This window comes from Kitasatospora sp. NPDC051705, from assembly GCF_044453265.1.
In the GTDB taxonomy this organism is placed as follows: domain Bacteria; phylum Actinomycetota; class Actinomycetes; order Streptomycetales; family Streptomycetaceae; genus Kitasatospora.
Window position 1 is genome coordinate 41,860 of the sequence record NZ_JBITCO010000007.1, and the last position, 22,733, is coordinate 64,592.

Consider the following 22,733-nt stretch of genomic DNA (forward strand, 5'->3'; position numbering starts at 1 on the left):
CCGCAGGTGGACGAGCCGACCCCGACGCGACCGCTGCGCTGCCTGGTCACCGGCGCCACCGGCTACATCGGCGGACGCCTGGTGCCCGAACTGCTCGCCGCCGGCCACCGCGTGCGCTGCCTGGCCCGCGACCCCGGACGGCTGCGCGACCAGCCCTGGCGGCCCGAGGTGGAGGCCGTCGCCGGCGACGTCACCCGCCCCGAGACCCTGCACGGAGCCTTCGACGACATCGACGTCGCCTACTACCTGATCCACTCCCTGGGCACCGGACCGGGCTTCGAAGCCCTCGACCGGCACGCCGCCCAGGCCTTCGCCGCGGCCGCCCGCACCGCCGGCACCCACCGCATCGTCTACCTCAGCGGCCTGCTGCCCGCCGGCGTCGCCGAACGGGACCTCTCCGCCCACCTGCGCTCGCGCGCCGAGGTGGGCCGCCTGCTGCGGGCCGGCGGCGTCCCCACCGCCGAACTGCGGGCCGCGGTGATCATCGGCTCCGGCTCCGCCTCCTTCGAGATGCTGCGCCACCTCACCGAACGCCTCCCGGCGATGGTCACCCCCCGCTGGGTCGACACCCGCATCCAGCCGATCGCCGTCCGTGACGTCCTGCACTACCTGGTGGGCGCCGCCACCCTGCCCCCCGACGTCGACCGCTCCTTCGACATCGGCGGCCCCGACGTCCTCACCTACCGCCTGATGATGCGCCACTACGCCGAGGTCGCCGGCCTGCCCCCACGGCTGATCGTGCCGGTGCCGGTGCTCACCCCGGCCCTGTCCAGCCACTGGGTCGGCCTGGTCACCCCCGTCCCGGGCTCGCTCGCCCGCCCCCTGGTGGAGTCGCTGCGCCACGAGGTGGTGTGCCGCGAGCACGACATCGCCCGCTGGGTGCCCGACCCGCCCGGCGGACTGACCGGCTTCGACCGGGCCGTCGAACTGGCCCTGCGACGCATCCAGGACGCCCAGGTCGCCACCCGCTGGTCCTCCGCCTCCCCGCCCGGCGCCCCCAGCGACCCGCTGCCCACCGACCCCGACTGGGCCGGCGGCAGCCTCTACCAGGACCTGCGCCGGTGCCGGGTGGCCGCCGACCCCGCCGCCCTGTGGCGGGTGGTGGAAGGCGTCGGCGGCGAGAACGGCTGGTACTCGCTGCCCGTCGCCTGGACGCTGCGCGGGCTCCTGGACCGCCTGGCCGGCGGCGTCGGCCTGCGCCGCGGCCGCCGCGACCGCGACCGGCTGAGGGTCGGCGACGCGCTCGACTTCTGGCGCGTCGAGGAGATCGAACCCGGCCGCCTGCTGCGGCTGCGCGCCGAGATGCGCCTGCCCGGCCTGGCCTGGCTCGAACTGCGGGTCACCCCCGACGGCGACGGCGGCGCGCTCTACCAGCAGCGGGCGCTGTTCCACCCGCACGGACTGGCCGGCCACCTCTACTGGTGGTCGATCGCCCCCCTGCACACCCTGGTGTTCGGCGCCATGGCCCGCAACATCACCGCCCGTGCCGGCCAACCCGACTGATACCCCGAACATCTGACGCACCGTCATCCTGCCCCCGCGCCGCCCCCGACACGCCCGGGCCCACCCGCCCCGTGGCCCCGCACCCCATCCCGTGCCTAGGCTCACCCAATGAAGCTGCGGATGACACGACTGGACGCCATCGACCGGGCCCTGTTCGACCGCCTCGCCGCCGCCCCCCTGCACGGGGCCCGCCCCTGGCTGCGCGCCCTGAGCCGGGCCGCCGACCACGGGGTGCTGTGGACGGGCACCGCCGCCGTCCTCGGCGCGGCCGGGGGGCGCAGCGGACGCCGGGCCGCCCTGCGGGGCCTGGGCGCGCTCGCCCTCGCCTCGCTGACCGCCAACACCGTCGCCAAGCACGCCACCCGCCGGCCCCGCCCGCTGCTGGACCAGGTGCCCGCGGTGCGCCGCCTGGTGCGCCAGCCCGTCACCACCTCCTTCCCCTCCGGCCACTCCGCCTCGGCCGCCGCCTTCGCCACCGCGGTGGCCATCGAGTCCCCGCTGCTGGGGGCCGCCGTCGCCCCGGTCGCCGCCGCGGTCGCGCTCTCGCGCGTCTACACCGGCGTGCACTACCCCGGCGACGTCCTGGCCGGGGTCGCGCTCGGCACCGCCGCCGCCGTCCTGACCCTGCGCTGGTGGCCGCGCTCGGTGGACGTGCCGCCGCCCGCCGCCCCGGCCCGGCGCCCGGCCCCGGCCCTGCCGGGCGGGCGCGGCCTGGCGGTGGTGGTCAACGCCGGCTCCGGCAACGGCTCCCCGCTCGGCACCGACCCCGAGGAGGAGGCCGCCCGGCTGCGCGCCCTGCTGCCCGAGGCGGACGTGCGGCTGTGCGGGCCCGACGACGACCTGGCGGCGATGCTCGCCGGGGCCGCCGAGCGCGCCGCCGGGGCCGGCGGCGCGCTCGGGGTGTGCGGCGGCGACGGCAGCGTCAACCTGGCCGCCGCCCTCGCCGTCGAACGGGGCCTGCCGCTGGCGGTCTTCCCCGGCGGCACCCTCAACCACTTCGCCCTCGACCTGGGCGCCACCACCCACCGGGACACCGCGGACGCCGTCCAGGCCGGCCACGCCGTCGCCGTCGACCTCGGCCTGGCCGCCGACGACACCGAGGTGCGGGTCTTCGTGAACACCTTCAGCCTCGGCATCTACCCCGAACTCGTCCGCCGGCGCGAGAAGTTGGAGGGCCGCATCGGCAAGTGGCCGGCCCTGGCGGCGGCCGTCGCCAGCCTGCTGCCGAGCGCCGAACCCGTCACCGTGCACGCCGGCGGCCGGCCCCGCCGGCTGTGGCTGCTGTTCGCCGGCAACGGCGCCTACGACCCGCCCGGCTTCGCCCCCACCCACCGCGCCGCCCTCGCCGACGGCCACCTCGACATCCGGGTCGTCGACGCCGGCCACCCCTTCGCCCGCACCCGCCTGGTCGCCGCCTTCCTCACCGGCACCCTGCACCGCTCCCGCGTCTACCAGTCCGCCCGCCTCGGCGCCCTGGACCTCGACTCCCTCGGCGACGCCGACCGCATCGCCGTCGACGGCGAGAGCGTGCCCGCCAAGGGCGCGCTGCGGCTGTCCAAGGCCCGCGCCGCCCTCACCGTCTACCGGCCCCCACTCACCACCTGAACCGGCCGTACCGTCCGAGCCGGTCCCGGTCGGGGGCCTGAACCGGGCGTCCAATCCATCGCGCCCCACGGCTCCGAACACCCGGTGCGGCCGGCGGACCCCCCCCGCCGGCCCCCACCCCCCCCCCACCCCCCCCCCCCCCCCCCCACCCCCCCCGCCCCCCCCCCGCCCCCCCCCCCCCGGGGGGGGCGGCGCCCCCCCCCCCCCGCCCCCCACCCCGCCGCGCACCCGCGCGCACCCCGCCGTACCCCGCGCACCCCGCACCCCCGACCCGACCGCACGAGGCCCCGATGAGCACCGCCGTCGTCCTGTTCACCCAGGACCTCCGCCTGCACGACAACCCCGCCCTGCACGCCGCCCGCACCCGCGCCGACCAGGTCGTCCCGCTGTTCGTGCGCGACCCCGCCGTCGACCGGGCCGGCTTCGCCGCCCCCAACCGCCAGGCCTTCCTCGCCGACGCCCTCGCCGACCTCGACCGCGCCCTGCGCGCCGCCGGCTCCCGCCTCGTCCTGCGCCACGGCGACCCCGCCGAACAGACCGCCCGCCTGGCCACCGAATGCGGTGCCGACACCGTCCACGCCAACGCCGGCGTCTCCGCCTTCGCCACCCGCCGCGAACACGCCCTGCGCCGCGCCCTCGGCGAACGCCTCCACCTGCACGACGGCGCGCTCACCGTCGTCCCGCCCGGCCGCGTCACCCCCGCCGGCCGCGACCACTACGCCGTCTTCACCCCCTACCACCGCGCCTGGCAGCAGGCCGTCCGGCGTACCGTCCTGCCCGCCCCGCGCACCCTCACCACCCCCGACGGCCCCGCCGGCGACCCGCTGCCCACCGCCCCCGCCGGCACCTCACCCGGCCTGCCCCCCGGCGGCGAGAGCGCCGCCCGCCGCCGCCTGCGCACCTGGGACCCGACCCCCTACGCCGACCTGCACGACGACCTCGCCGCCGACGCCACCTCCCGCCTCTCGCCCTACCTGCACTTCGGCTGCCTGTCCGCCACCGAGGTCCTGCACCACACCGCCCGCTCCGACACCCCCGGCGCCGCCGCCCTGATCCGCCAACTCGCCTGGCGCGACTTCCACCACCAGGTCCTCGCCGCCCGCCCCGACACCGCCCATCACGACTACCGCCCCCGCCCCTACGCCTGGTACGACGACGAACACGAACTGCGGGCCTGGCGCGAGGGCCGCACCGGCTACCCGATCATCGACGCCGCCATGCGCCAACTCGCCCACGAGGGCTGGATGCACAACCGCGCCCGCCTGCTCACCGCCTCCTTCCTCACCAAGACCCTGCGCCACGACTGGCGCCCCGGCGCCGACCACTTCCTCTCCCTGCTCGTCGACGGCGACGTCGCCAACAACCAGCTCAACTGGCAGTGGGCCGCCGGCACCGGCACCGACACCCGCCCCAACCGCGTCCTCAACCCGCTGCGCCAGGCCGACCGCTACGACCCCGACGGCGCCTACGTGCGCCGCTGGCTGCCCGAACTCGCCGACGTCCCCGGCCGCGCCGTCCACCGCCCCTGGGACCTCGCCCACCGCCCCGCCGGCTACCCGGCCCCGCTGCTGCCCCCCGACGCCCTCACCGCCCGCATGCACGAAACCCCCTGAGCCCCGGCCGCCCCGGCCGGCTGCCGGTCATCGAAGGTCGCCGCCCCTTGGCGGGAGGAGACCAGGGCGATGGTCCGCCACGACTGATTCCCGTCCCGGGAACCAGCACCGTCGCTTGATCGTCCCTGATGACATGCCGTCAGTTCTCATTCTCGGAATCGACCCGCACGCAGTGCCCGGCATGGACGGGGCCGTCATCCGTGCGGCCCTCGACCAGGAGCTGACACGGTTCGGCGGCCACGCCATCGACGCGTCCATGGTGCTCATCGCGTTGGACGAGTCGGCCGAGTCCACGATGGTCACCGCACTGTCCGAGCGCGCGTGGGACGTCGTCGTCATCGGCGGCGGAATCCGCAAGCCGGAACCACTTCTGCCGCTGTTCGAGCAGGTCGTGAATCTGGTCCGGCGGCATGCGCCGAAGGCCGCGATCGCCTTCAACACCAGCGGAGGCGACAGCTTCGAAGCGGCCAAGCGGTGGCTGTGAACCCGGGCTCGGCTGACACGTCGACGTAGGGAGCCCGAGCCCCGGTGCCCGCACCAGCGCGCCAGCGGTCTGCCGGTGGCACGCGGCGATGGCGGCCGCCGTGTTCTCGGGCCCCACGTGACCTCCTCCTCGGTCCAGGTGTCGTGGCGGGCGAGTTCCCGGGCCCGGAAGGCAGTGGCCCGAACCCGGCCGAAACGCCCTGGGATCCGACGCCGACTACCGCCCCGGCGCGCGCAGGTCTGCGCCGTTCGGGGGTCTCCCGGTGGCCCGCGCGGTGTGCGCTGCCCGATCGTGGGGATGGCGTCGTGCCCGCGGCGCCTTCGCAGGACGGGAGACCGAGATGCCGAAGTACCTGGTCCGGGCCGGCTACACCGCTCAGGGCGCCGCGGGGTTGCTCGCCGACGGCGGTACGGGCCGGGTGGAGGCAGTCCGCAGGGTCGTCGCCTCCTGCGGGGGCACGCTGGAGTGGCTGGCTTTCGCCTTCGGCGAGACGGACCTGTACTGCGTGATCGAGCTGCCGGACGAGGAGTCGATGGCGGCCGTCTCGATGACGGTCCGGGCCAGCGGCGCCCTGCAGTCCAGCGTGGTCCAGCTGCTCACCCCGGAGCAGATCGACACGGCGGCCCGGCGGACGGTCGACTTCCGGGCGCCCGGCGCCTGACCACCTCCACGCCGGGGCTGCGCCGCTCGGGGCCGCACGGCGAACCGGTGGCCTCCGCCCCGGCAGGCGCCCGGCATCGCACGGGCAGCCGGGTCGGGCACCGGCCGCCATCACGCACCGACTCGTCAGCCGTCCGTGCGTCTGGTCCACTCGGTGGTGCCCGGGGGGTAGTCGTAGCCGGGGCGGTTGACGTCGGCGCTGGTGCGGAAGGGGGTGCCGCGGTTGTCGATGTGGGTGGTGCCGCGGCGGGTGCCGCTGGACCAGTCGAGGGTGAGGTCCCACCGGACGTCGTGCGCCTTGGTGTGGGCGGTCACGTAGAAGACCTCGGGGTCGGACTTGCTGACCTTGTAGGGGAAGTCGCGCTGGCCGCCCTTGACGGTGATCACGGGGCTTCCCCGGTCGAGGTCGATGTCGAAGGACTTGGTGTCGACCACGCCGCCGCAGCCGACGCCCATCGAGTAGTCGTTCCAGGCGAGCGGGGCGCCCTTGGCCGTGACGCGCACGTGCAGGGCCTCCAGGACGACGGTGTCCGCTCCGGTGCCCTGGACGGTGAGGGCGATCTCCTGTTCGCCGGAGGAGACCGCGCCGTAGGCGGCGGCCCAGCGCGGGGCGTCGCGCTCGGGCGCGGGCGGGCCGACGTGGGCGGGGGTGCTGTCGACGAGGAAGTGCTGGCTGCACGGGTCGTCGTAGACGTAGGGGCGGACGCCGACGGTGAGGGGCGCGGGCGCGTCGGTGGTCGGGGTGGCGGTCGGGGTGGTCGTCGGGGTGACGGGTGCCGCGGGGGTGGGGGAGACGGGGAGGGGTGTCTCGGGTGGGGCCGGCGCGGCCGTCGTCGCCGGCGTGGCGGCGGTGGTCCGACGGTCGGTCGCACCGTCGTCGTCGCCGCGGAGGGCGGGGCGCGCGACGATCACCGCCGTGGTCAGCAGGACGACGGCCACGGTGGAGGCGATCAGGGCGCCACGGCGGCGGCGCGGCGGTGCGGGCGGTGCCGGGTCCGCCGCCGTCGCGGTGACCGGCTCGCCGTCCGTGAACGGCACGGGCGGCGCGGGCGGTGCTGGTGCTTCCGTGGGGCCCGGGGCGTCCGGGGTCGGCTCCGGGGTCCGGTCCGTCCGGCGTGATCGGGCCGCGTCCGCCAGGATCCAGCTCCGGTGCAGTTCCACCAGCTCGTCCGGGGTCGCCCGGCACACCCGGGCGAAGCGCTCCGCCGACACGTACTCGTTGGGCAGCGCCGTGCCGTTGCAGTAGCGGTGCAGCGTGGACGTGCTCGTGTGCAGCCGCTTGGCCAGCGTCCCGTAGCTCAGCCCCGAACGGGCCTTCAGTTCGCTCAGCAGCCGCGCGAACTCCGCCGTCTCCGCGGCCCCCGTGCCCTCCACGACCTGCCCCCTTCGCCCCCCGGCGCCTCCCGGGCGTCCCGTTCCGGCGTTCCAGGCCCGTTCCACTCCCGCTGGTCAGAGCCCTGTTCGCCGTTCCACCCTACTCATCATGGCGTCAGGCGTAGCGGCCGGGACGGATCACCGCGCAAGCTTCGGCCATCCCACCGAACGCCCACCGAAAGGGGCCGGACCGTGTCCGTCCGCACCTCACGCACCCGTCTGATCACCGCCGCCGCGGGCGTCGCGCTCGCCGCCCTCTCGATGAGCGCGTGCGACGACAGCGGGGACATCGCGACGGCGACCGGCCCGACGCTGAAGGCCGCCGCCTCGCCCACGGCCGCGGGGGCCGGGACCACCGCCGGTGCCCCGGCCCCCGCCCCCGCGGGCGGGACCCCGGCCCCCGTGCCCCCGTCCGCCGCCCCGAAGCCCGCCCCCGCCACCACCGCGCCCGCCACCACCGCCGCCGCGTCCCCGGCCGTGCCGAAGAGCCCCGCCCCCGCCCCCGCCGCCGGGAAGCCGGGCGTCTGCGAGGGCTCCACCACCAAGACCGTCGCCGCCCCGCTCAACCGCCCCGTGAACCACATGCTGCTCACCGTCACCAACACGGGCTCCGGTACCTGTTACCTCTACGGCTACCCGGCGGTGCGCTTCGGCGAGGCGCAGGCCGTGCCCCCGGTCATCGAGGACTCCAAGCCGCAGGCCGTCGTCACGCTCAAGCCCGGCGAGTCCGGCTACGCCTCCGTCAACCTGTCCTCCACCGACGGCGGCAACGGCGCGCACGGCCACACCGTGACGTCCCTGGCGGTCTCCTTCCACGGCCCGTCCGGCAACGAGAGCGTCGGCGCGGCCGCCCACCCGGCGCTGCCCGCGGGCGGCAGCTACGTGGACGACTCCCTCAAGGTCACCTACTGGCAGCAGTCGATGGACGACGCCGTCTCCTGGTGACACGGCCACCACCCGGGCCCGGCGGCAGCCCGCCCAGGCGGCAGCCCGAGGCCCGGCGGCAGCCCGAGGACCCCCGGCGACCCGACAGCCCGCAGCACCCGGCCCGAAGCAGGAAGCAGGTACCCACCGTGCACACCGCCACCCGCAGCCTCGCCCGTCTCCTGGTCGTCTACGTCGGCACGGCCTTCAGGGTCCTCTTCCTCGGCGGGCCGGACGACCCGGAACTCTCCCGGGAGGCCGGCGTCACCCGGCGCTGAGGCGCTCCCCGGCCCCCTGGTCTCCCGGGCGCAGCCCCCGGCCCCGGTCTCCCGGGCGTCGGGCACCTGGCACAGGGTCAGTCCACCCGCCGGTCGGCGAGGGCGGCGACCCGGGTGAAGTACGCGCGCAGGAGCGCCTCGTCGCCGGGCGGGATCCGGGAGGACGGGCAGCGGGAGACCCGGAAGGCCTGCCGGTCGGTGCCGTAGAGGGCGGCGTCCGGATCGTGCACGACGCCGACGAACAGCTCGCCGGGCTTGCCCGGCTTCCGGTAGTGCACCAGCGCCCCGAGCCAGCGCAGCGGGACCCGGAAGCCGGCCTCGGCCGAGTCCAGGCGGAACAGCTCGAACACCCCGCGGTCCACGCGCAGGTGGAGGTTGTCGTAGTCGAGCGTGAGCGGGTCCATGAGGAGAACATAGGCGCGACGGCCGCCCCGCGTCCCCGTTACGGCGTCGTCCGGCGCAGGGACAGCACCGTGACGTCGTCGCGGCGCCGGCCCCCGCTCCAGTGACGGGCGGCGCCGTCCAGGGCCTGCGGCAGCAGGGAGGCCGCGGTCGTGCCCAGGGCGGTCAGGCCCTCCTCGACGGGGTAGAACTCGCCGTCGCGGTCCTGGGCCTCGGTGATCCCGTCGGTCAGCAGCACCAGCACGCCGTCCTCGGGCAGCGCGAACCACTGCACGGTGCGCACCTCCCCGGCCAGTTCGGCCAGCCCCAGCGGCACCCCGGCGGCCAGGTCCACCGTCTCCACCCGGCCTCGGCGCAGCAGGTAGGGGGCCAGGTGGCCGCAGTTGACGGCCTGCACCTCGGGGCCGCGCTCCAGGCCGAGCACGGTCGCGGTGACGAACCGTTCGCTCTCCCCGGCCTGCGCCGCGTAGGCGTTGTGCCGTTGCACGGCGGCCTCCAGGGAGTCGGCGACGGCGGTCAGCGCGGCCTCGCGGAACGCCGCCTCGCGGAAGGCGCTCAGCACCGCGAAGCCCGCCCCGATCGCGGGCAGGCCCTTGCCCTGGACGTCGCCCACCAGCACCCGCGTGCCGTACGGGGTGTCGGCGACGTCGTACAGGTCGCCGCCGACCATGGCGTCCTCCTCCACCGGCCGGTACAGCCCGAACACCTGGACGTCCGGGGTGAGCACCGGCAGCGGGCGCAGCAGCTGGCGCTGCAGGGCGACGGCGCTCTGGCGCATCCGGAACAGCTGCCGCTCGCGCCCCATCCGCCGTGCGCACAGGGCCACCAGCGCGGCCTCGGCGCCCAGCACCGCCACCAGCGTCCCGGCCCGGGCCTCCAGCGAGGTCGGCGGGAACAGCACCGTGCTGACGGCCACCACGACGGCCACCCACACGGACACGGCGATCGTCTGCGCGAGGGTGCCCAGGCCGGCCAGCAGCGCGGGCAGGAACACCAGCAGCAGCACCAGCCGGGCGCTGGTCCCGGTCCCGGCCTGCGCCAGCAGCACCACGGCGGTGGAGGCCAGCACCCCCAGCACCACCGTCCGGTTGCCCGGCGCCCGTGCCTCGGCCTCGGCGCCGTACCCGTCCGCGCTACCGCCCACCCCGCCGCCCTCTCGCCGCCGCACCATCCTCCCAGGCATACCGGCGCCCCCGGCGGGCCGCCAACGGAACCCACCTGTCCGGGCGAGCGCGGCCCCGGCGCCGGGCGGGGCCCTGGGCGGGGCCGGGTGCACCGCCGCGCGGCCCGCCCCCCGTACGGGCCGCGCGGCGGTGTCCAGGCTCCCGGAGTGCCCACGGCGCTCAGCGCGCTCAGGCCCCCGGGGCGCGCCGGCCCAGACGCAGGTGGACGACGCAGGCCTGCACCCCCGCGGCCACCAGCACCGAGGGCGGCACCGCCCACGGCAGCAGGCCGGCCCACGCCAGCGGGGTCAGGACCAGCGCGCACAGCCCGAGCACGGGCAGCGCGGACAGCAGGGCGACGCGCAGGCGCACACCGCTCGGCATGACGCCGTGGGAGGTGGCGCCGCGGGCCGGGAGACGGTCGGGTGCGGCGGCCGACGGCCGCGGTGCGGCGCTCATCGGGCCCTGCGGGCCTGGTCGAGGAACTCGCCCAGCTGCGCCCACTCGTCGGCGGGGGCGTCGGGGGTGCCGGAGAGGGCGGCCGGGTCCTCGCGCCAGGCGGTTCGCACCGCGGTGGACAGGGTGGCGTCGCCGCCGCTGAAGAGACGGCCGAGTTCGTCGAGGCGGTCGGCGATGCGCCGCACCCGCGGGTCGGTGGGCGGGGCTCCGGCGGTGCGCAGGGCTTCGGCGCGCCGGTAGAGCTGGGGCCACTCGACCTCCAGCAGGTAGTGGGTGGCCGGGCCGAGTGCGGCGGCGTGGTCCCGCAGGGCCTGCAGCTGGTCGTCGTCGAGGTGGCGGCGCAGGGCCTGTTCGGCGCCGGGGCCGGTGGAGGGGCCGGTGGCGCCGATGGCCTGGAGCAGGCGCAGCAGGGCGGCGGTGTCGGGGCGGCGTTCGGCGGTGAGTTCGGTGTGCAGGTGGGCGAGGCGCTCGTGCAGGTCCTGCAGGTGGGCGAGGGCGGTCTCGGTGGCGGTGAGGTGTTCGCGCACCAGCCGCACCGGGTCGACGCCGGCGTCCAGGCAGGTGCCGATGGTGTCCAGGCCCAGGCCCAGGCGGCGCAGGGCGAGGATCTGGTAGAGGCGGACGACGTCCTGCTCGGTGTAGGAGCGGTGCCCGGAGGAGGTGCGGCGAGACGGCTGGAGCAGGCCGATCTGGTCCCAGTGGTGCAGGGTGCGTACGGTCAGGCCGCTCGCCTCGGCGAGCGGGCCGACCTTCCAGGTCTGTTCGGTGGGCATGGCACGAGGATTCCTCCTGACGCCGCGTGAGGTGCAAGTCGGCGGGGTGCGGGGCGGGCGTGCGGGCGGGGTTCCGGCGGGTTCCGGCGGGTTCCGGTGGGTCCGGGTGCGGGCGTCCGGCCCGGGGTTCAGACGTGGGCGGGGGTGTAGTCGGGCAGGTCGATGTCGCCGGCCTTGGCGAACTGGGCGGCCATGATCGCGCGCAGCGGCCAGCGGCCCATCCAGCGCATGGAGGCGGCGCGCAGGCGGATCATCAGGGCGCTGTCGGGTGCGTAGCCGTGGAGGCCGCCGGGCGGCAGCTCCTGGGCGCGGGTGACGTAGGGGCGCATCAGGTCCTCGTAGCGGGCGTAGGCGGTGCGGTGGTCGCCGCGGGCGGCGGCGAGCTCGCCGGCGAGCAGGTAGGCGCCGACGAGGCCGAGGCTGGTGCCGAGGCCGGTGAGGGGGCTGGGGCTGTACCCGGCGTCGCCGAGCAGGGCGACGCGGCCGCGGCTGTAGCGCTCGAGGTGGATCTGGCCGAAGGAGTCGAAGGCGAAGTCGTCGGCCTCGCGCATGCCGGCCAGCAGCCGGTCGACCTCCCAGCCGGCACCGGCGAAGCGTTCGGTGAGCAGGCGCTGCTGGGCGGCGGTGTCGTGGCGGTCGTGGGCCAGCGGGGCGCAGCGGAAGCCGAGGGAGGCCTTGACCTCGCCGGGCAGCCGGCCGGGGCGGGCGCCGGCGACCAGGCCGCCGGGGGCGTTGTACATCAGGAACCAGCCGTCGAGGTCGATCCGCGGGTCCCGGACGGTGAACCAGGCGTGGTAGCCGCCGAGCGGGCGGTAGTGGTCGCCCCCGGGGCCGAAGGCGAGGCGGCGCACGACGGAGTGCAGGCCGTCGGCGCCGATGACCAGGGAGAAGCGGCGGGCGGGGGCGTTCTCGAAGGTGGCGGTGACGCCGTCGGCGTCCTCGGCGAGCGCGGTGACGGTGTCGCCGTAGCGGTACTCGACGTCGTCGGCGGTGGCCCGGTGCAGGAGGTCGGCGAGGTCGCCGCGCAGGATCTCGATCTCGGAGACGATGCCCTCGCCCTCGAAGAGTTCGACGGGCATGCGGGCGGTGAGCCGGCCGCGGCGGTCGACCAGGCCGAGGCCGCGCTGGTCGACGCTCAGGGCGCGGGCCTGGTCCAGCAGGCCCATCCGTTCGACGACGGTGCGCCCGGCGCCGCGCAGGTCGACGGCCTGCCCGCCGGGGCGGGGGGCGGGGGCGCGCTCGACGACGGTGGGGGTGAAGCCGTGGCGGCGCAGCCAGTAGGCGAGGGCGGGGCCGGCGATGCCGGCGCCGGAGATGAGGATGTCGGTGTTCTCCATGCCTCGAAATGTACGGCGTACGCGTCGGGCTCAACAAGCCCTGTAGTGCGGGTTTTTGGAATTGATGCACTAGTGCACTAGGGCGGTTGGGCGGCCGCCGGGGGAGCCCACGGCGGCCCCGGCGGCTACCGGCGGGGCCTTCCCGCAGGTCGCGGCCGCGCCCGGCGCGGGGGCGGCGCGGCGAGGTGCACTAGTGCTCCTGCGGCGGGGCGCGGGTCCGACCCGCCGGGTGTCCGTCCTGCGGCAGACCGGGGCGTCGAGGCGGCCGGGCCGGGCCCGCGACGGCCTCGCCGAGCGCGCACTTGAGGGCGGCGACGTCCGCGACGAACCGGCCCTTCAGGTGGCAGGCGCTGCCCGCGGGCGGGCCGGGAACGGGCGAGGTCAGCCGCGGCCACTCCTGCCGCCCGCCGGGGGGCGAGCGCGCCCGCGCGTTGCGCTCGGCCGCGGCGCCCCCCGTACGCCTCCCGGACCGCGCGGGCGGCCGACGGCGGCCGGTCGGCCGGGCCCTCGCACAGGGTCAGGTCGATCAGGGCGCCACCCAGCACGGACGGGTCGAACCGCAGGTCGTCCTCTCGCCGAACCGTGAAAACCGGGCCCGACGATATGCCGGGCGCGGCAGCGGCGGCGAGGGCTTTATCGGCAGCCCCGGGGGCGCGGGTCAGCCGCCCGGCTCAGCCGGCCGGGGCAGGGGCAGGGGCCGGGGGAGCGGACCGCGGGGCGCGGGCGGCCTCCTGGGCGGCCATCACCTCGTCGCCGTGCTCGAAGGCCCAGGCGCCGAACGCGTCGATCGGGGCCAGCAGCGTGCGCCCCAGCCCGGTGAGCCCGTACTCGACCCGGGGCGGCGCGCCCGGGTGCGGGCGCCGCTCGACCAGCCCGTTGAACTCCAGCCGCCGCAGGGTCTCGGTGAGGACCTTGGAACTGATCCCCCCGATCCGCGCCCGCAGCTCGACCGGGCGGGCCGGGCCGTCGCGCAGCGCCCACAGCAGTACGGCGTTCCAGGTGTTGGAGAGCAGGTCGAAGGCGAGGCGGGCGCGGCAGTCGGCGAGGAAGGCATCGGTCACGTACCAGATGGTGCCCGACCGGCCTCCTAGCGTGGAACGGACGGTCGGCGCCGGACCGGGCCAACGGCCCCGGCCGGCACGGGAGAAGAGGACACACGCGATGGAGATCGGCGTACTGGGAACCGGCAACATGGCCGACGCGCTCGCCACCCACTGGGCGCGCGCCGGGCACCGGGTGACCATCGGCGGGCGGGACGCGCAGCGGGCCGAAAGGCTCGCCGCCCGCATCGGCCACGGCGCGCGGGCGGCCGGTCTGCGCGAGGCGGCGGCCTGCGGCGAGGCGGTGCTGGCCGCACTGCCCTTCGGGGCGGGGGCCGAGGTGGTGCGGGAGCTGAGCCCGGAGCTGGCGGGCCGGGTGCTGATCGACTGCGCCAACCCGGTCGGGCCGGGCTTTCGCCTGCTGACGCAGGGCGGCCCCTCGGCCGCGCAGCGGCTGGCCGCGGCGGCGCCGCACGCCCGCGTCGTCAAGGCCTTCAACCTCTGCCACGAGGACGTCTGGCGGATGCGGCCGCCGGTGTTCGACGGCCGGCGGCTGGCCGTGCCGCTGTGCGGGGACGACGAGGCGGCCCTGGCGTGCGTGCGCGAGCTGGTCGTGGACGCGGGCTGCGAACCCGTCTCCGGCGGCGGCCTCGAACGGGCTGCGCTCCTGGAGGCGACGGCCGCGCTGTTCATCGCGCTGTGGGTCGGCGAGGGGGCGGACGTGCAGGCGATCGCGCCGCCGCTGGCGTACGCGACCGGGCCGGGAGCCGGGGGGACGGCGGACGGCGGTGACCGGTCCGGGGGTGATCGGGGGTGACCGGCAGGTGGTCGGTGGGTGGTTGCATCCCGCGGGCTGCGCTGGCAAGTGATCGTCCGGCCGATTCGGGCCCGGCCCGGCGGGCCGGCGCGGCCGGGCGGCGGCCGGTGCGGAGGTGAACGCCCAGTCCGTCGAAGCGGGTGGGCCACGCCGCTTGACGCCATCGAATCGGGTGGTCCAGACCACCAGGGGCGCCCGGGTCAGTGCTCTCAACTCCCCTGGTGGGAGGTGGATGTGGCGGGGCGTCCGACCGCCTCCGACTCCGGTGATCGACTGTTTCCTGCCAAATTGGTCTCGACCATTGCCTCGAATCCGGGATTCCGGAAGGCTCACAGCCGCAACGCCGGGAGCGGACCCCGGCGTTCCCGTCAGAGGGAGGAAGACACCGACATGGCACTGCGCAAAGCGGTTTCCACCATGGCCCTGGCCGGACTGCTCACCGTCGCGGGCGGCCTGATGGCCGCCCCCGCCGCCCAGGCGTCCACCACGAGGACCACCGGATACACCTACATCGGCATGTACCCGAGCGGCGCCGCCTGCGAGGCCGCCGGCCGCGCCTACGTGACCCGCGGGGAGGCCGTCAGCTACTTCTGCGACGTCGCCCCCAACACGGCCCGCCTCTCGGTCTGGTTCTACTGACCGGTCCGGACGCCGGGCGGGCCGGGCCGCGCCGCCCGGCGTCAAACCGGCGGGCGGCTACCCGCCCGCCCGGCGTCGGTCCGGCGCCGACAACCCGCCCGCCCGGCGTCCGCCGGCGTCGGAAGCACCGCCGTCAGAGCTCCAGCGCGCCGATCTCGCGCACCGTCCCGGCGAGCGCCCGGACCAGGTCGTTCTCGGCGTCGCTGCGCCACACCAGCGCGTACGAGAGCGTCCCCATGTCGGGCACCGGCAGCCAGAGCACGTCGGACATCGACCAGTGGCGGGTGACGTGCGCCGGGAAGGGGTGGACGATCTCCCCGGTGCCGACCAGGTGGATCAGCTCGTCCGGGCCGGTGACCGGCTCGATGCGCTCGATCGTCCGGCCCCGCGGCGTGTGGAAGGACAGGTAGCCGTCCTCCCAGTAGTCGGGCATGTCGGGGGCGGTGGCGTGGGCGAAGTCGGCCAGCGCCTCGAAGGGGACGCAGTCGCGGCCGGCGAGTTCGTGGTCGGCGGCGACGGCCAGGACGCGGCGGTCGCGCAGCAGGACCGGACCGACCGTGAGATCGGACTCCTCCACCGGCAGCCAGGAGACCAGCACGTCCATGTCGCCCTCGCGCAGCCGGGCGAACGGGTCGATGAACGGCGCCCGGCGCAGCTGCAGCTCCCACTGCGGATGGCGGGAGCGGAAGGCCCGCCAGTAGCCGTGCAGGTCGGGCACGTTGAAGGGCAGCATGCCCACGCGCAGCCGCTCCGTCTTGCCGCGCACGGCCAGCCGGGCCCGCTCCAGGCTCGCGCGCAGATCCGCGTAGACCGGTTGCAGATCGGCGCGCAGCTGGTGGCCCAGCGGCGTCAACCGGACCTGGCGGCGGTTGGAGCGGTCGAACAGCAGGCCACCGAGCTGTCTCTCCTGACGGCCGATCACCTGGCTGACACGCGCCTGGGTGAGGTGCAGTCTGGCGGCGGCCCGGCCGAAGTGCAGCTCCTCGGCCAGGGTCAGAAAGACCTCGATGTCGCGTATCTCCATGGGCCGGCGGCCTCCCGTCATAAGCCTGAGTGATGGGATCCTACGGATCTTCGGCCTTGATGATCACTGCGGGTGGCCGGAAGATCGACGGTAGGGCCGACACCCGGCGACCGCGGACCAAGCCCGGCCGCGGGCCCGGGACTTCACCGCCCCACGCCCGCCCATGCCCGCCCGATCCAGGACAGGAGCGCACCACCCGTGCACACCGCCGACACCGCCGCCGAGGCCCCCGCCGGCACCACCGGCCGCATCTGGCTCATCACCGGTGCCAGCCGCGGCCTCGGCCACGCCTTCGCCCGCGCCGCGCTCGCCGCCGGCGACCGCGTCGCCCTCGTCGCCCGCACCCTCGCCCCGCTCGAGGAGCTCGCCGCCGCCCACCCCGGCCGCGTCCTGCCCCTGCAGGCGGACCTGACCGACCGCGCCGCGGCGTTCGCCGCCGTCACCGCCGCCGCCGACCACTACGGACGGCTCGACATCGTCGTCAACAACGCCGGAATGCTCTCCATGGGCATGGTCGAGGAGTTCACCGAGGCCGAGGCCCGGGCCCAACTCGACATCAACTTCTTCGGCGCACTGTGGATCAGCCAGGCCGTCATGCCCGTCCTGCGCCGCCAGGGCGCCGGCCACCTCGTCCAGGTCTCCAGCATCGCCGCCCTCGGCGGCTTCCCCAGCACCGGCCTCTACAGCGCCAGCAAGTTCGCCCTCGAGGGCCTCAGCGAGGCCCTCGCCTCGGAGGCGGCCGCCTTCGGCGCCAAGGTCAGCATCATCCAGCCCGGCGGCTACTGGACCGACCTCTACACCGCCATGCACAGCACCACCCCCCTCGACGCCTACGCCCCGCTGCGCGAGGAACTCGCCAAGCAGTTCGCCGAGGGCTCCGTCGACAGCGGCCCCGAGCTCGCCGCCACCGCCCTGCTCGCACTCGTCGACAGCGACCGGCCGCCGCTGCGCCTGCTCCTCGGCAGCATGGTCTACGACCTCGCGTTCGACATCGCCCGCACCCGGATGGAGACCTGGGCGGCATGGGAGCCGGTCAGCCGCGCCGCGGAGCGGGCGACCGCCGCACCGGGGACCGCCGCACCGGGGACCGCCGCACCGGCGGACCTTGCGCCGGCGGACGGGCCCGCGACGGACGGACCGGTGGCGGACCGCACCGGGGCCTGATCAGGGGGGCGCAGCATGTCGTTCCGCACCACGTCCGAGGTCGTCCACCGCTTCAACCGGGCCTTCATCGAGCACGACGCCTCGCTGCTCGCCGACCTGGTCGCCGAGGACTGCGTGGCCGAGGTCACCTGGCCCGCCCCTGACGGGACCCGCTACGAGGGGCGCGCCGCGTGCCTGGCGCTGTGGCGGGCGCTCGCCGAGGACCGCACGTGGCGGTTCGAGCCGGAGGCGGTGGTGATCACCGGTGAACGGGCGACGGTCCGCTGGCGCCACCACTACGGCGACGGCCCCGGCGACACGGTGCGCCGCGTCCACCTCACGCTGGTCCGGGACGGGCTGATCGTCGAGTGCCTGGGCTACAGCAAGTCCCCGGACGGCAGTTGAGCCTTCCGCTCCGGCCCCGCCCCGCCCCCAGGGCCGGGGCGGGGGCCGGGCGGGTGCGAGGATGCGGGGGTGTACCGGTACCTGAGCGTGCGCTCGGACGCCCGCCACCGCGCGGGTGTGCCGGCCTGCGTGCTGGTGGAGCACCTGGACGCGGCGCCCGGCCTGCGCAGGAGCGACGCGGCCTGCTACCTGGCCGCCGACGGCCACCACTGGCTCAGCGTGGTCCTCGCCGCCTGCGACGACGCCGGGAACCACGCCGTCCACGAAGGCCGGGTGGCCGACCGGATCAACCTGGTCGAGCTGATCTGCTCCTCGGCCGACGGCCGCCCCGGACACGACGCCGCACTCGCCCGGGCCGCGGGGGTCGCCGACCTCCTCGGCTGGGAGGTGGTCGACTCCGACACCGGTGAACTCCTGCACGGCGGCGGCCGGTCGGCCGTCGCCGCCGCGGCGGTTCCCGCGCAGGCCGTCGCCGCCGCGGCACCGGTGCACCGCCGGCTGCCCGACCTGTTCGGGTGTCGACGGCGCGGCTGGGTCCGGATCCTGAGCGGACGCAAGGCTGACGGCAGTGCAGGGGACGCGGACCACGGCACGATCGGCGGCGGCTACGCCGACTACCTCCGGCGCCCGGACACGCGGATCGAGCAGGCCCTCACCGCGGCCCTGGGTACGGCCCGCACCGTGATCATCGTCGGTGCCGGGGCCGGGCCCTACGAGTCGCCGGCGTTCGAGGTGACGGCGGTCGAGCCGTCGGCGTCGATGCGCGCCCAGCGGCCCGCCCACCTGCCGGCCGCCGTCGACGCCGTCGCCGAACACCTGCCGTTCGCCGACGACGCGTTCGACGCGGCGATGACCACGTCGGCGTGGAGCTTCGTCGACGAGCGGACCCGCGAACGCCACACGGCCGACCTGCGCCGCGACCTGGACAGCGGAGCCTGGGGCGCCCGGTTCGGCACCCTGCGCCACCAGCCCTTCCACCAGGGCTCACCGGTCCTGGTGACCTCCGTCCCGGCCTGACTCCTCCGGGCCGGTCTCACTGCGCCGTCCGACGCCGTCCCCTCAACTCGGCGAGCCAGAGCCGCACCTGCGCGTCGTCGTGGAGGTAGCAGCCGTGGCCCGCACCCGCGGGAAGGTCGGGCGCGTCATCGCAGGTGACAAACGCGGCGACGCCGGCGGCCGTCGCCGGGATACTGGTCGCCCATGAATGAGGTCGAAGTCGTCGTCGCCCATTCCGAGCGCGCGACCCTGCGCGTCGGCGACGTGTTCCTGAAGGTGGACGCCGATCAGGCGCGCATCGACACCGAGGTCGAGGTGTTGTCCCTCGCGCCGGTTCCGACCCCGCAGGTCCTGTGGCGCAAACCGCACGTCCTCGCGATCGCCGCGGTCCCGGGGGCGACGCTCGGGCGCCTCGGCGGGCCGTCGACCGGGTCGCCGGCGGCGTGGGCCGCGGCGGGCGCCGCCATCCGGCGGCTGCACGACGCGCCGCCGCCGCCCTGGCAGGGCCGGGCCGGCCGCAGCGCGGTCGCGCTGGCGGCCGAACTCGACGAGGAGTGCGGGGCGCTCGTGACGAGCGGCCTGCTGCCCGCCGACCTGGTCACCCGCAACCGCCGGATCGCCGAGGCCGCGCTCCGGCCGTGGACCGCGGCGTTCACGCACGGCGACCTGCAGATCGCCCACGTCTTCGTCGACGGCGACGAGGTCACCGGCATCATCGACTGGTCCGAGGCGGGCCGGGGCGACGCCCTGTCCGACCTGGCCACCTTCACGCTCGGACACGAGGAGCGCCTCGACGACGTCCTCGCCGGCTACGGCACCGACGTCGATCGCGACGTGATCCGCGCGTGGTGGTCGTTGCGAAGCCTGCTGGTGGTCCGCTGGCTGAGCGAGCACGGATTCGACCCGTTCGCACCGGGCTGTGAGGTCGACGTGCTGAAGTCCCGGATGTGAGGGGCCCGGGCCGGAGCCGTCCCCGCGCGGACGCGGCCGGAGCCGAGCGCTGCGCGGGAGACGTCCGGCAGGTCCGCGGCCCGCGGCCCGGACAGCGGCAGCCCGGCACGGGAGTCCTACGCGCCGTCGGGCAGCGGGGCCCGCTCGGGCCGGTCCTGGGCCGTCGCGGTCGGCTCGGCCGGGGCGGGGGCCGGGCGGCGGGTGCGCAGCGCCCAGGCGGCGACCGGCGGTCCGGCTGCGCCCAGGGCGGCGAAGAACACGCCGAGCAGCAGCCAGCCCGCCTGCCCGAGCCCGAGGACCGCCGTGGTGAGGACCAGCGGGGCCAGCGCCTGTCCGGCGTTGAAGCCGACCCCGAGGAAGCCCTGGTACTGCCCCTGGGCGTGGTCGGGGGCGAGGCCGAAGCCGAGCGCGTAGCCGCCCGAGGACTCCCACACCTCTCCGAGGCTGTGCACGACCACGGCGAGGACGGCGAGCCCCGGCGCGACCCAGACCGGAACGTCCGCCGTCAGGGCCATCAACGGGCAGCTGACCAGGAAGAGCAGCCCGGCGAGGCGCAGCGCCCGGCCGCCCTGGCCCGGGGTCTCCACCCGGGAGCCGATCCTGCTCTGCAGCAGCACGCACACCCCGCTGCTGACGGCGTTGACCGCCGCCACCGTCCAGCGGGGCGCGTCGGTGTGGGCGGAGAGCCAGATCGGCAGGAGCAGGGAGACGGTCTGGTACTGCAGGCCCATCGCGCCGTAGAGCGCGACGAAGGTCAGGTACGGCCGGTCGGACAGGACGGCCGCGTGGTGGTGCTCCTCGGGCCGGGGCAGCGGCCGGTAGTTCGGGACGCCGCGCAGGGCGATCAGGGCGGCGCAGGCGAAGCTGGCGGCGTTGGCGAGGATGAGCGCGGTGTACGCCTGGCGGGTGCCGACCGACACGGCGACGGCGGCGCCGAGGGTGCCCGTCACCACGCCGAGGTTGACGAAGGTGCGCAGCTTCGCGCGGAAGGCGGCCGGGTGGTCCCCGCCGGCGCGGGCGACGAGCGCTCCGCCCGCGGCCCCGCCCGCCGTCGCCGCCAGGCGGTCCAGGGTGGCGATGAGCGTGAACGTGCCCCAGTCGTGGATGAGGACGAACGCGGCCATCGTCGCGGCCTGCAGGGCGACGGCCGTCAGCCAGACGGTGCGCGGCCCGTAGCGGTCGGCCAGGTTCCCGGCCGGGACCCCGGCCAGCAGCCCGACCAGCCCGGCGACGGTGAGGCCGACCCCGACCTGCGCGGCGGGCAGGTGCACCACCAGGGTGAAGTAGAGCACCGCGGCGGTGTTGAACAGCCCGTTGCCCACCCGGCTGACGAAGCTCGCGACGATCAGGGCGCGCTGCGGACCACCCGGCCCCAGCACGCCGGACATCCGTGACCCGGCGCTCTTCATGATCATGTCGAACAGGCTAACAGCGGCCCCCCGGGGCCCTTTTCGAACGGGGGCCGTCCGGGCCGCACCGTGCGGAGGTGCGCATTCACCGCACGGCGAGCGGGAGTTGGGGAAGGAATGCTCCATGGCGAAGCTCAGGCGCAACCGGTTCACCGGGCCGCCGATGCGCCCCCGCCGCCGCCCGCCGGACTGCCCCCGGGGGCGTCACAGCGCGCTGCGGGCCAGGCGGATCAGGCCGCTGCGCATCCGCTGCTCGCCGAGTTCGGGCAGGAGCGCGGCGACGTGCTCGGCGGCCAGGGCGGCGAGCAGGGCGTGGGCGGTCTGGTCGGGGTCGGGGGCGGTGGCGAGCAGGATCGCCAGGTGGCGGTGCCAGAACCGGTAGGCCCCGATGCGGTAGCGGGCGCCGGGGGTGGCGGTCTCGGACATCCGGACCAGCGCCAGGTGCTCCAGCAGGTAGTCGAAGTACGCGTCGATGAACGCGGTCAGGCGCTCGGGTGCCGGGGCTCCGGGGCCGAGCGGCGGCGGCCCGTGCAGGATCCCCTCCTGGAGGACGCGCTCGCGGGCGTCCAGGAGGGCGACGGCGAGCCCCGACTTGTCGCCGAAGCGGCGGAACAGGGTGCCCTTGCCGACGCCGGCGGCCGCGGCGATCTGGTCCATGGACACGGCCTCGACGCCCAGTTCGGCGAAGAGCCCGGCGGCGGCGTCCAGGACCGCGGCCCGGTTGCGGGCCGCGTCGGCGCGTTCCTTGGGCGGCGGGGTGCGCAGCAGGTCGAGGGGGATTGCAGAACCGGACTGCGGTCCGTTACTGTCGTGAGCCATAAGAGGACTGTAGTCCGATTCCTTCGGAGGTAGCGACATGACCGCACTCATCACCCGTGACGACCTGGCCGCGGCGATCGAAGCCGACACCGTCACCGTCGTCGACGCGCTCGGCGGCGCCTACTACGACCAGCAGCACCTGCCCGGCGCGCTGGCCCTCGTCCTCGCCGACGTGGACGCCCAGGCCCCCGCGCTGCTGCCCGACCTCGACGCCGCGATCGTCACCTACTGCTCCAACCCCGCGTGCCCCAACAGCGGACAGGTCGCCGACCGGCTGACCGCCCTCGGCTACCGCAACGTGCGCAAGTACCGCGAGGGCATCCAGGACTGGGTCGAGGCGGGCCTGCCGGTCGAGACCGCCTGAGCCGGAGCGGGGCGGGAGGGTGGGGCGTGGGGCCGGAGGCGGGGGAGCGGGAAGTCGCCCCCGCCGACTTCCCGCTCCCCGCAGCGCCGGAGCGGCCGGTGCCGGGTCGCCCGGGCCGTTCGCTCCGGCCGTCCCGGGATCAGCCCGGCAGCCGGCTGCTGCAGCCCGACAGCCAGTCGCCCAGCTCGCCGTGCAGCGGGTCGTCGTTGCCGTGCCCGGCGTTGTAGCGCGTGCTGATCACGGACTTGATGGCGCCGCCGGTCAGCGGGCCGACGATGCCGTCACCGCGCAGGCCGTGCGAGTCCTGGAAGTCCACGACGGCGTTGTAGGTGAGGATGCCGAAGCTGCTGTCCGGCTCCAGGCCCGCGGCGTCCACGTCGTTGAGGGCGAGCTGGAGGCACTTCACGTTCGGGCCCGACATGCCCTTGGAGATGCTGCCCGCGGCGTTGGCGGAGCCGACGGTCAGGGCGAGGGCGGCGGCCGCGCCCACGGCCAGGGTGGCGGCGCGGCGCGTCCAGGTGTGCATGCGCATGGTGGTCTCTCCTCGGATC

25 protein-coding genes are annotated in these 22,733 nt (G+C 76.1%); 14 read left to right on the forward strand and 11 right to left on the reverse strand.

The genetic code is table 11. The annotated features are described in order from the left end of the window. Window positions 1-6: 6 nt before the first annotated feature. The 5 genes from ACIA8Q_RS11460 (at window position 7) to ACIA8Q_RS11480 (ending at window position 5,866) form a co-directional block, all read left to right on the forward strand. Window positions 7-1,503 (forward strand): SDR family oxidoreductase, encoded by a 1,497-nt coding sequence (locus ACIA8Q_RS11460; RefSeq protein ID WP_396317052.1) that lies wholly within the window; start codon window positions 7-9, stop codon window positions 1,501-1,503. Between the two features lie 108 nt (window positions 1,504-1,611). Next, the gene (locus ACIA8Q_RS11465) at window positions 1,612-3,108 is read left to right on the forward strand and encodes a bifunctional phosphatase PAP2/diacylglycerol kinase family protein (protein WP_396317053.1); all 1,497 of its coding nucleotides are present in this window, start codon (window positions 1,612-1,614) and stop codon (window positions 3,106-3,108) included. A 290-nt stretch (window positions 3,109-3,398) separates the two neighbouring features. After that, window positions 3,399-4,721 carry a deoxyribodipyrimidine photo-lyase gene (locus tag ACIA8Q_RS11470; RefSeq protein ID WP_360207006.1) on the forward strand — a complete coding sequence of 441 codons (1,323 nt, stop codon included), beginning with the start codon at window positions 3,399-3,401 and terminating at the stop codon, window positions 4,719-4,721. A gap of 133 nt (window positions 4,722-4,854) precedes the next feature. Further along, complete coding sequence (locus ACIA8Q_RS11475) at window positions 4,855-5,205, forward strand: hypothetical protein (RefSeq protein ID WP_360207179.1); 351 nt, start codon at window positions 4,855-4,857, stop codon at window positions 5,203-5,205. A gap of 340 nt (window positions 5,206-5,545) precedes the next feature. Next, window positions 5,546-5,866 (forward strand): GYD domain-containing protein, encoded by a 321-nt coding sequence (locus ACIA8Q_RS11480; protein ID WP_360207008.1) that lies wholly within the window; start codon window positions 5,546-5,548, stop codon window positions 5,864-5,866. A gap of 125 nt (window positions 5,867-5,991) precedes the next feature. On the opposite strand, the gene ACIA8Q_RS11485 is transcribed toward ACIA8Q_RS11480, so the two are convergent. Then, a complete protein-coding gene (locus tag ACIA8Q_RS11485; protein ID WP_396317054.1) occupies window positions 5,992-7,239 on the reverse strand; it encodes a helix-turn-helix domain-containing protein in 1,248 nt (415 codons plus the stop codon). A gap of 192 nt (window positions 7,240-7,431) precedes the next feature. On the opposite strand from ACIA8Q_RS11485, the gene ACIA8Q_RS11490 reads away from it, so the two are divergent. Further along, window positions 7,432-8,184, forward strand: a complete 753-nt coding sequence (locus tag ACIA8Q_RS11490) for a DUF4232 domain-containing protein (protein ID WP_396317055.1) — start codon at window positions 7,432-7,434, stop codon at window positions 8,182-8,184. Window positions 8,185-8,312: 128 nt separating this feature from the next. After that, entirely contained in the window at window positions 8,313-8,441 is a 129-nt protein-coding gene (locus ACIA8Q_RS11495) for a hypothetical protein (RefSeq protein WP_387902769.1), read from the forward strand. A 77-nt stretch (window positions 8,442-8,518) separates the two neighbouring features. Here ACIA8Q_RS11495 and ACIA8Q_RS11500 read toward each other — a convergent pair whose 3' ends face one another. The 6 genes from ACIA8Q_RS11500 to ACIA8Q_RS11525 form a co-directional block, all read right to left on the reverse strand. Next, window positions 8,519-8,845 (reverse strand): hypothetical protein, encoded by a 327-nt coding sequence (locus ACIA8Q_RS11500; RefSeq protein WP_360207017.1) that lies wholly within the window; start codon window positions 8,843-8,845, stop codon window positions 8,519-8,521. Between the two features lie 38 nt (window positions 8,846-8,883). Then, window positions 8,884-10,014 carry a PP2C family protein-serine/threonine phosphatase gene (locus ACIA8Q_RS11505; RefSeq protein ID WP_396317056.1) on the reverse strand — a complete coding sequence of 377 codons (1,131 nt, stop codon included), beginning with the start codon at window positions 10,012-10,014 and terminating at the stop codon, window positions 8,884-8,886. A gap of 181 nt (window positions 10,015-10,195) precedes the next feature. Next, the gene (locus ACIA8Q_RS11510) at window positions 10,196-10,465 is read right to left on the reverse strand and encodes a hypothetical protein (protein WP_396317057.1); all 270 of its coding nucleotides are present in this window, start codon (window positions 10,463-10,465) and stop codon (window positions 10,196-10,198) included. Continuing rightward, window positions 10,462-11,238, reverse strand: a complete 777-nt coding sequence (locus ACIA8Q_RS11515; protein WP_360207025.1) for a MerR family transcriptional regulator — start codon at window positions 11,236-11,238, stop codon at window positions 10,462-10,464. Before ACIA8Q_RS11515 ends, ACIA8Q_RS11510 begins: the two co-directional genes overlap by 4 nt. A 128-nt stretch (window positions 11,239-11,366) precedes the next feature. Further along, window positions 11,367-12,575, reverse strand: coding sequence for an FAD-dependent monooxygenase (locus ACIA8Q_RS11520; protein WP_360207027.1), 1,209 nt, complete (start codon window positions 12,573-12,575; stop codon window positions 11,367-11,369). A gap of 671 nt (window positions 12,576-13,246) precedes the next feature. Beyond that, entirely contained in the window at window positions 13,247-13,636 is a 390-nt protein-coding gene (locus tag ACIA8Q_RS11525; protein ID WP_360207030.1) for a helix-turn-helix domain-containing protein, read from the reverse strand. 100 nt (window positions 13,637-13,736) lie between these two features. Between ACIA8Q_RS11525 and ACIA8Q_RS11530 the strand changes: the two genes are divergently transcribed. Both ACIA8Q_RS11530 and ACIA8Q_RS11535 read left to right on the forward strand, forming a co-directional pair. Next, the gene (locus ACIA8Q_RS11530; RefSeq protein WP_360207032.1) at window positions 13,737-14,432 is read left to right on the forward strand and encodes an NAD(P)-binding domain-containing protein; all 696 of its coding nucleotides are present in this window, start codon (window positions 13,737-13,739) and stop codon (window positions 14,430-14,432) included. Between the two features lie 390 nt (window positions 14,433-14,822). After that, window positions 14,823-15,071 carry a hypothetical protein gene (locus ACIA8Q_RS11535; RefSeq protein ID WP_360207035.1) on the forward strand — a complete coding sequence of 83 codons (249 nt, stop codon included), beginning with the start codon at window positions 14,823-14,825 and terminating at the stop codon, window positions 15,069-15,071. A 133-nt stretch (window positions 15,072-15,204) separates the two neighbouring features. Here ACIA8Q_RS11535 and ACIA8Q_RS11540 read toward each other — a convergent pair whose 3' ends face one another. Beyond that, a complete protein-coding gene (locus tag ACIA8Q_RS11540) occupies window positions 15,205-16,095 on the reverse strand; it encodes a LysR family transcriptional regulator (RefSeq protein WP_360207038.1) in 891 nt (296 codons plus the stop codon). A gap of 198 nt (window positions 16,096-16,293) precedes the next feature. Here ACIA8Q_RS11540 and ACIA8Q_RS11545 point away from each other — a divergent pair, with 198 nt between their 5' ends. The 4 genes from ACIA8Q_RS11545 (at window position 16,294) to ACIA8Q_RS11560 (ending at window position 19,590) form a co-directional block, all read left to right on the forward strand. Further along, on the forward strand, window positions 16,294-17,259 hold the full coding sequence (locus ACIA8Q_RS11545; protein WP_360207041.1) for an SDR family NAD(P)-dependent oxidoreductase: 966 nt from the start codon (window positions 16,294-16,296) through the stop codon (window positions 17,257-17,259). Window positions 17,260-17,274: 15 nt separating this feature from the next. Then, entirely contained in the window at window positions 17,275-17,643 is a 369-nt protein-coding gene (locus tag ACIA8Q_RS11550; RefSeq protein ID WP_360207043.1) for a nuclear transport factor 2 family protein, read from the forward strand. Window positions 17,644-17,712: 69 nt separating this feature from the next. After that, window positions 17,713-18,660, forward strand: coding sequence for a methyltransferase domain-containing protein (locus ACIA8Q_RS11555; protein ID WP_396317058.1), 948 nt, complete (start codon window positions 17,713-17,715; stop codon window positions 18,658-18,660). A 183-nt stretch (window positions 18,661-18,843) separates the two neighbouring features. After that, window positions 18,844-19,590 carry a phosphotransferase gene (locus ACIA8Q_RS11560; RefSeq protein ID WP_360207049.1) on the forward strand — a complete coding sequence of 249 codons (747 nt, stop codon included), beginning with the start codon at window positions 18,844-18,846 and terminating at the stop codon, window positions 19,588-19,590. Between the two features lie 116 nt (window positions 19,591-19,706). Here ACIA8Q_RS11560 and ACIA8Q_RS11565 read toward each other — a convergent pair whose 3' ends face one another. Both ACIA8Q_RS11565 and ACIA8Q_RS11570 read right to left on the reverse strand, forming a co-directional pair. Beyond that, the gene (locus ACIA8Q_RS11565; protein WP_396317059.1) at window positions 19,707-21,005 is read right to left on the reverse strand and encodes an MFS transporter; all 1,299 of its coding nucleotides are present in this window, start codon (window positions 21,003-21,005) and stop codon (window positions 19,707-19,709) included. 198 nt (window positions 21,006-21,203) lie between these two features. Then, window positions 21,204-21,818 (reverse strand): TetR/AcrR family transcriptional regulator, encoded by a 615-nt coding sequence (locus ACIA8Q_RS11570; protein ID WP_396317060.1) that lies wholly within the window; start codon window positions 21,816-21,818, stop codon window positions 21,204-21,206. A gap of 37 nt (window positions 21,819-21,855) precedes the next feature. On the opposite strand from ACIA8Q_RS11570, the gene ACIA8Q_RS11575 reads away from it, so the two are divergent. Beyond that, the gene (locus tag ACIA8Q_RS11575; protein WP_360207058.1) at window positions 21,856-22,182 is read left to right on the forward strand and encodes a rhodanese-like domain-containing protein; all 327 of its coding nucleotides are present in this window, start codon (window positions 21,856-21,858) and stop codon (window positions 22,180-22,182) included. Between the two features lie 139 nt (window positions 22,183-22,321). Here the strand turns inward: ACIA8Q_RS11575 and ACIA8Q_RS11580 are convergent, their stop codons facing one another. After that, on the reverse strand, window positions 22,322-22,714 hold the full coding sequence (locus ACIA8Q_RS11580; RefSeq protein ID WP_396317061.1) for a peptidoglycan-binding protein: 393 nt from the start codon (window positions 22,712-22,714) through the stop codon (window positions 22,322-22,324). Window positions 22,715-22,733: the final 19 nt, after the last annotated feature.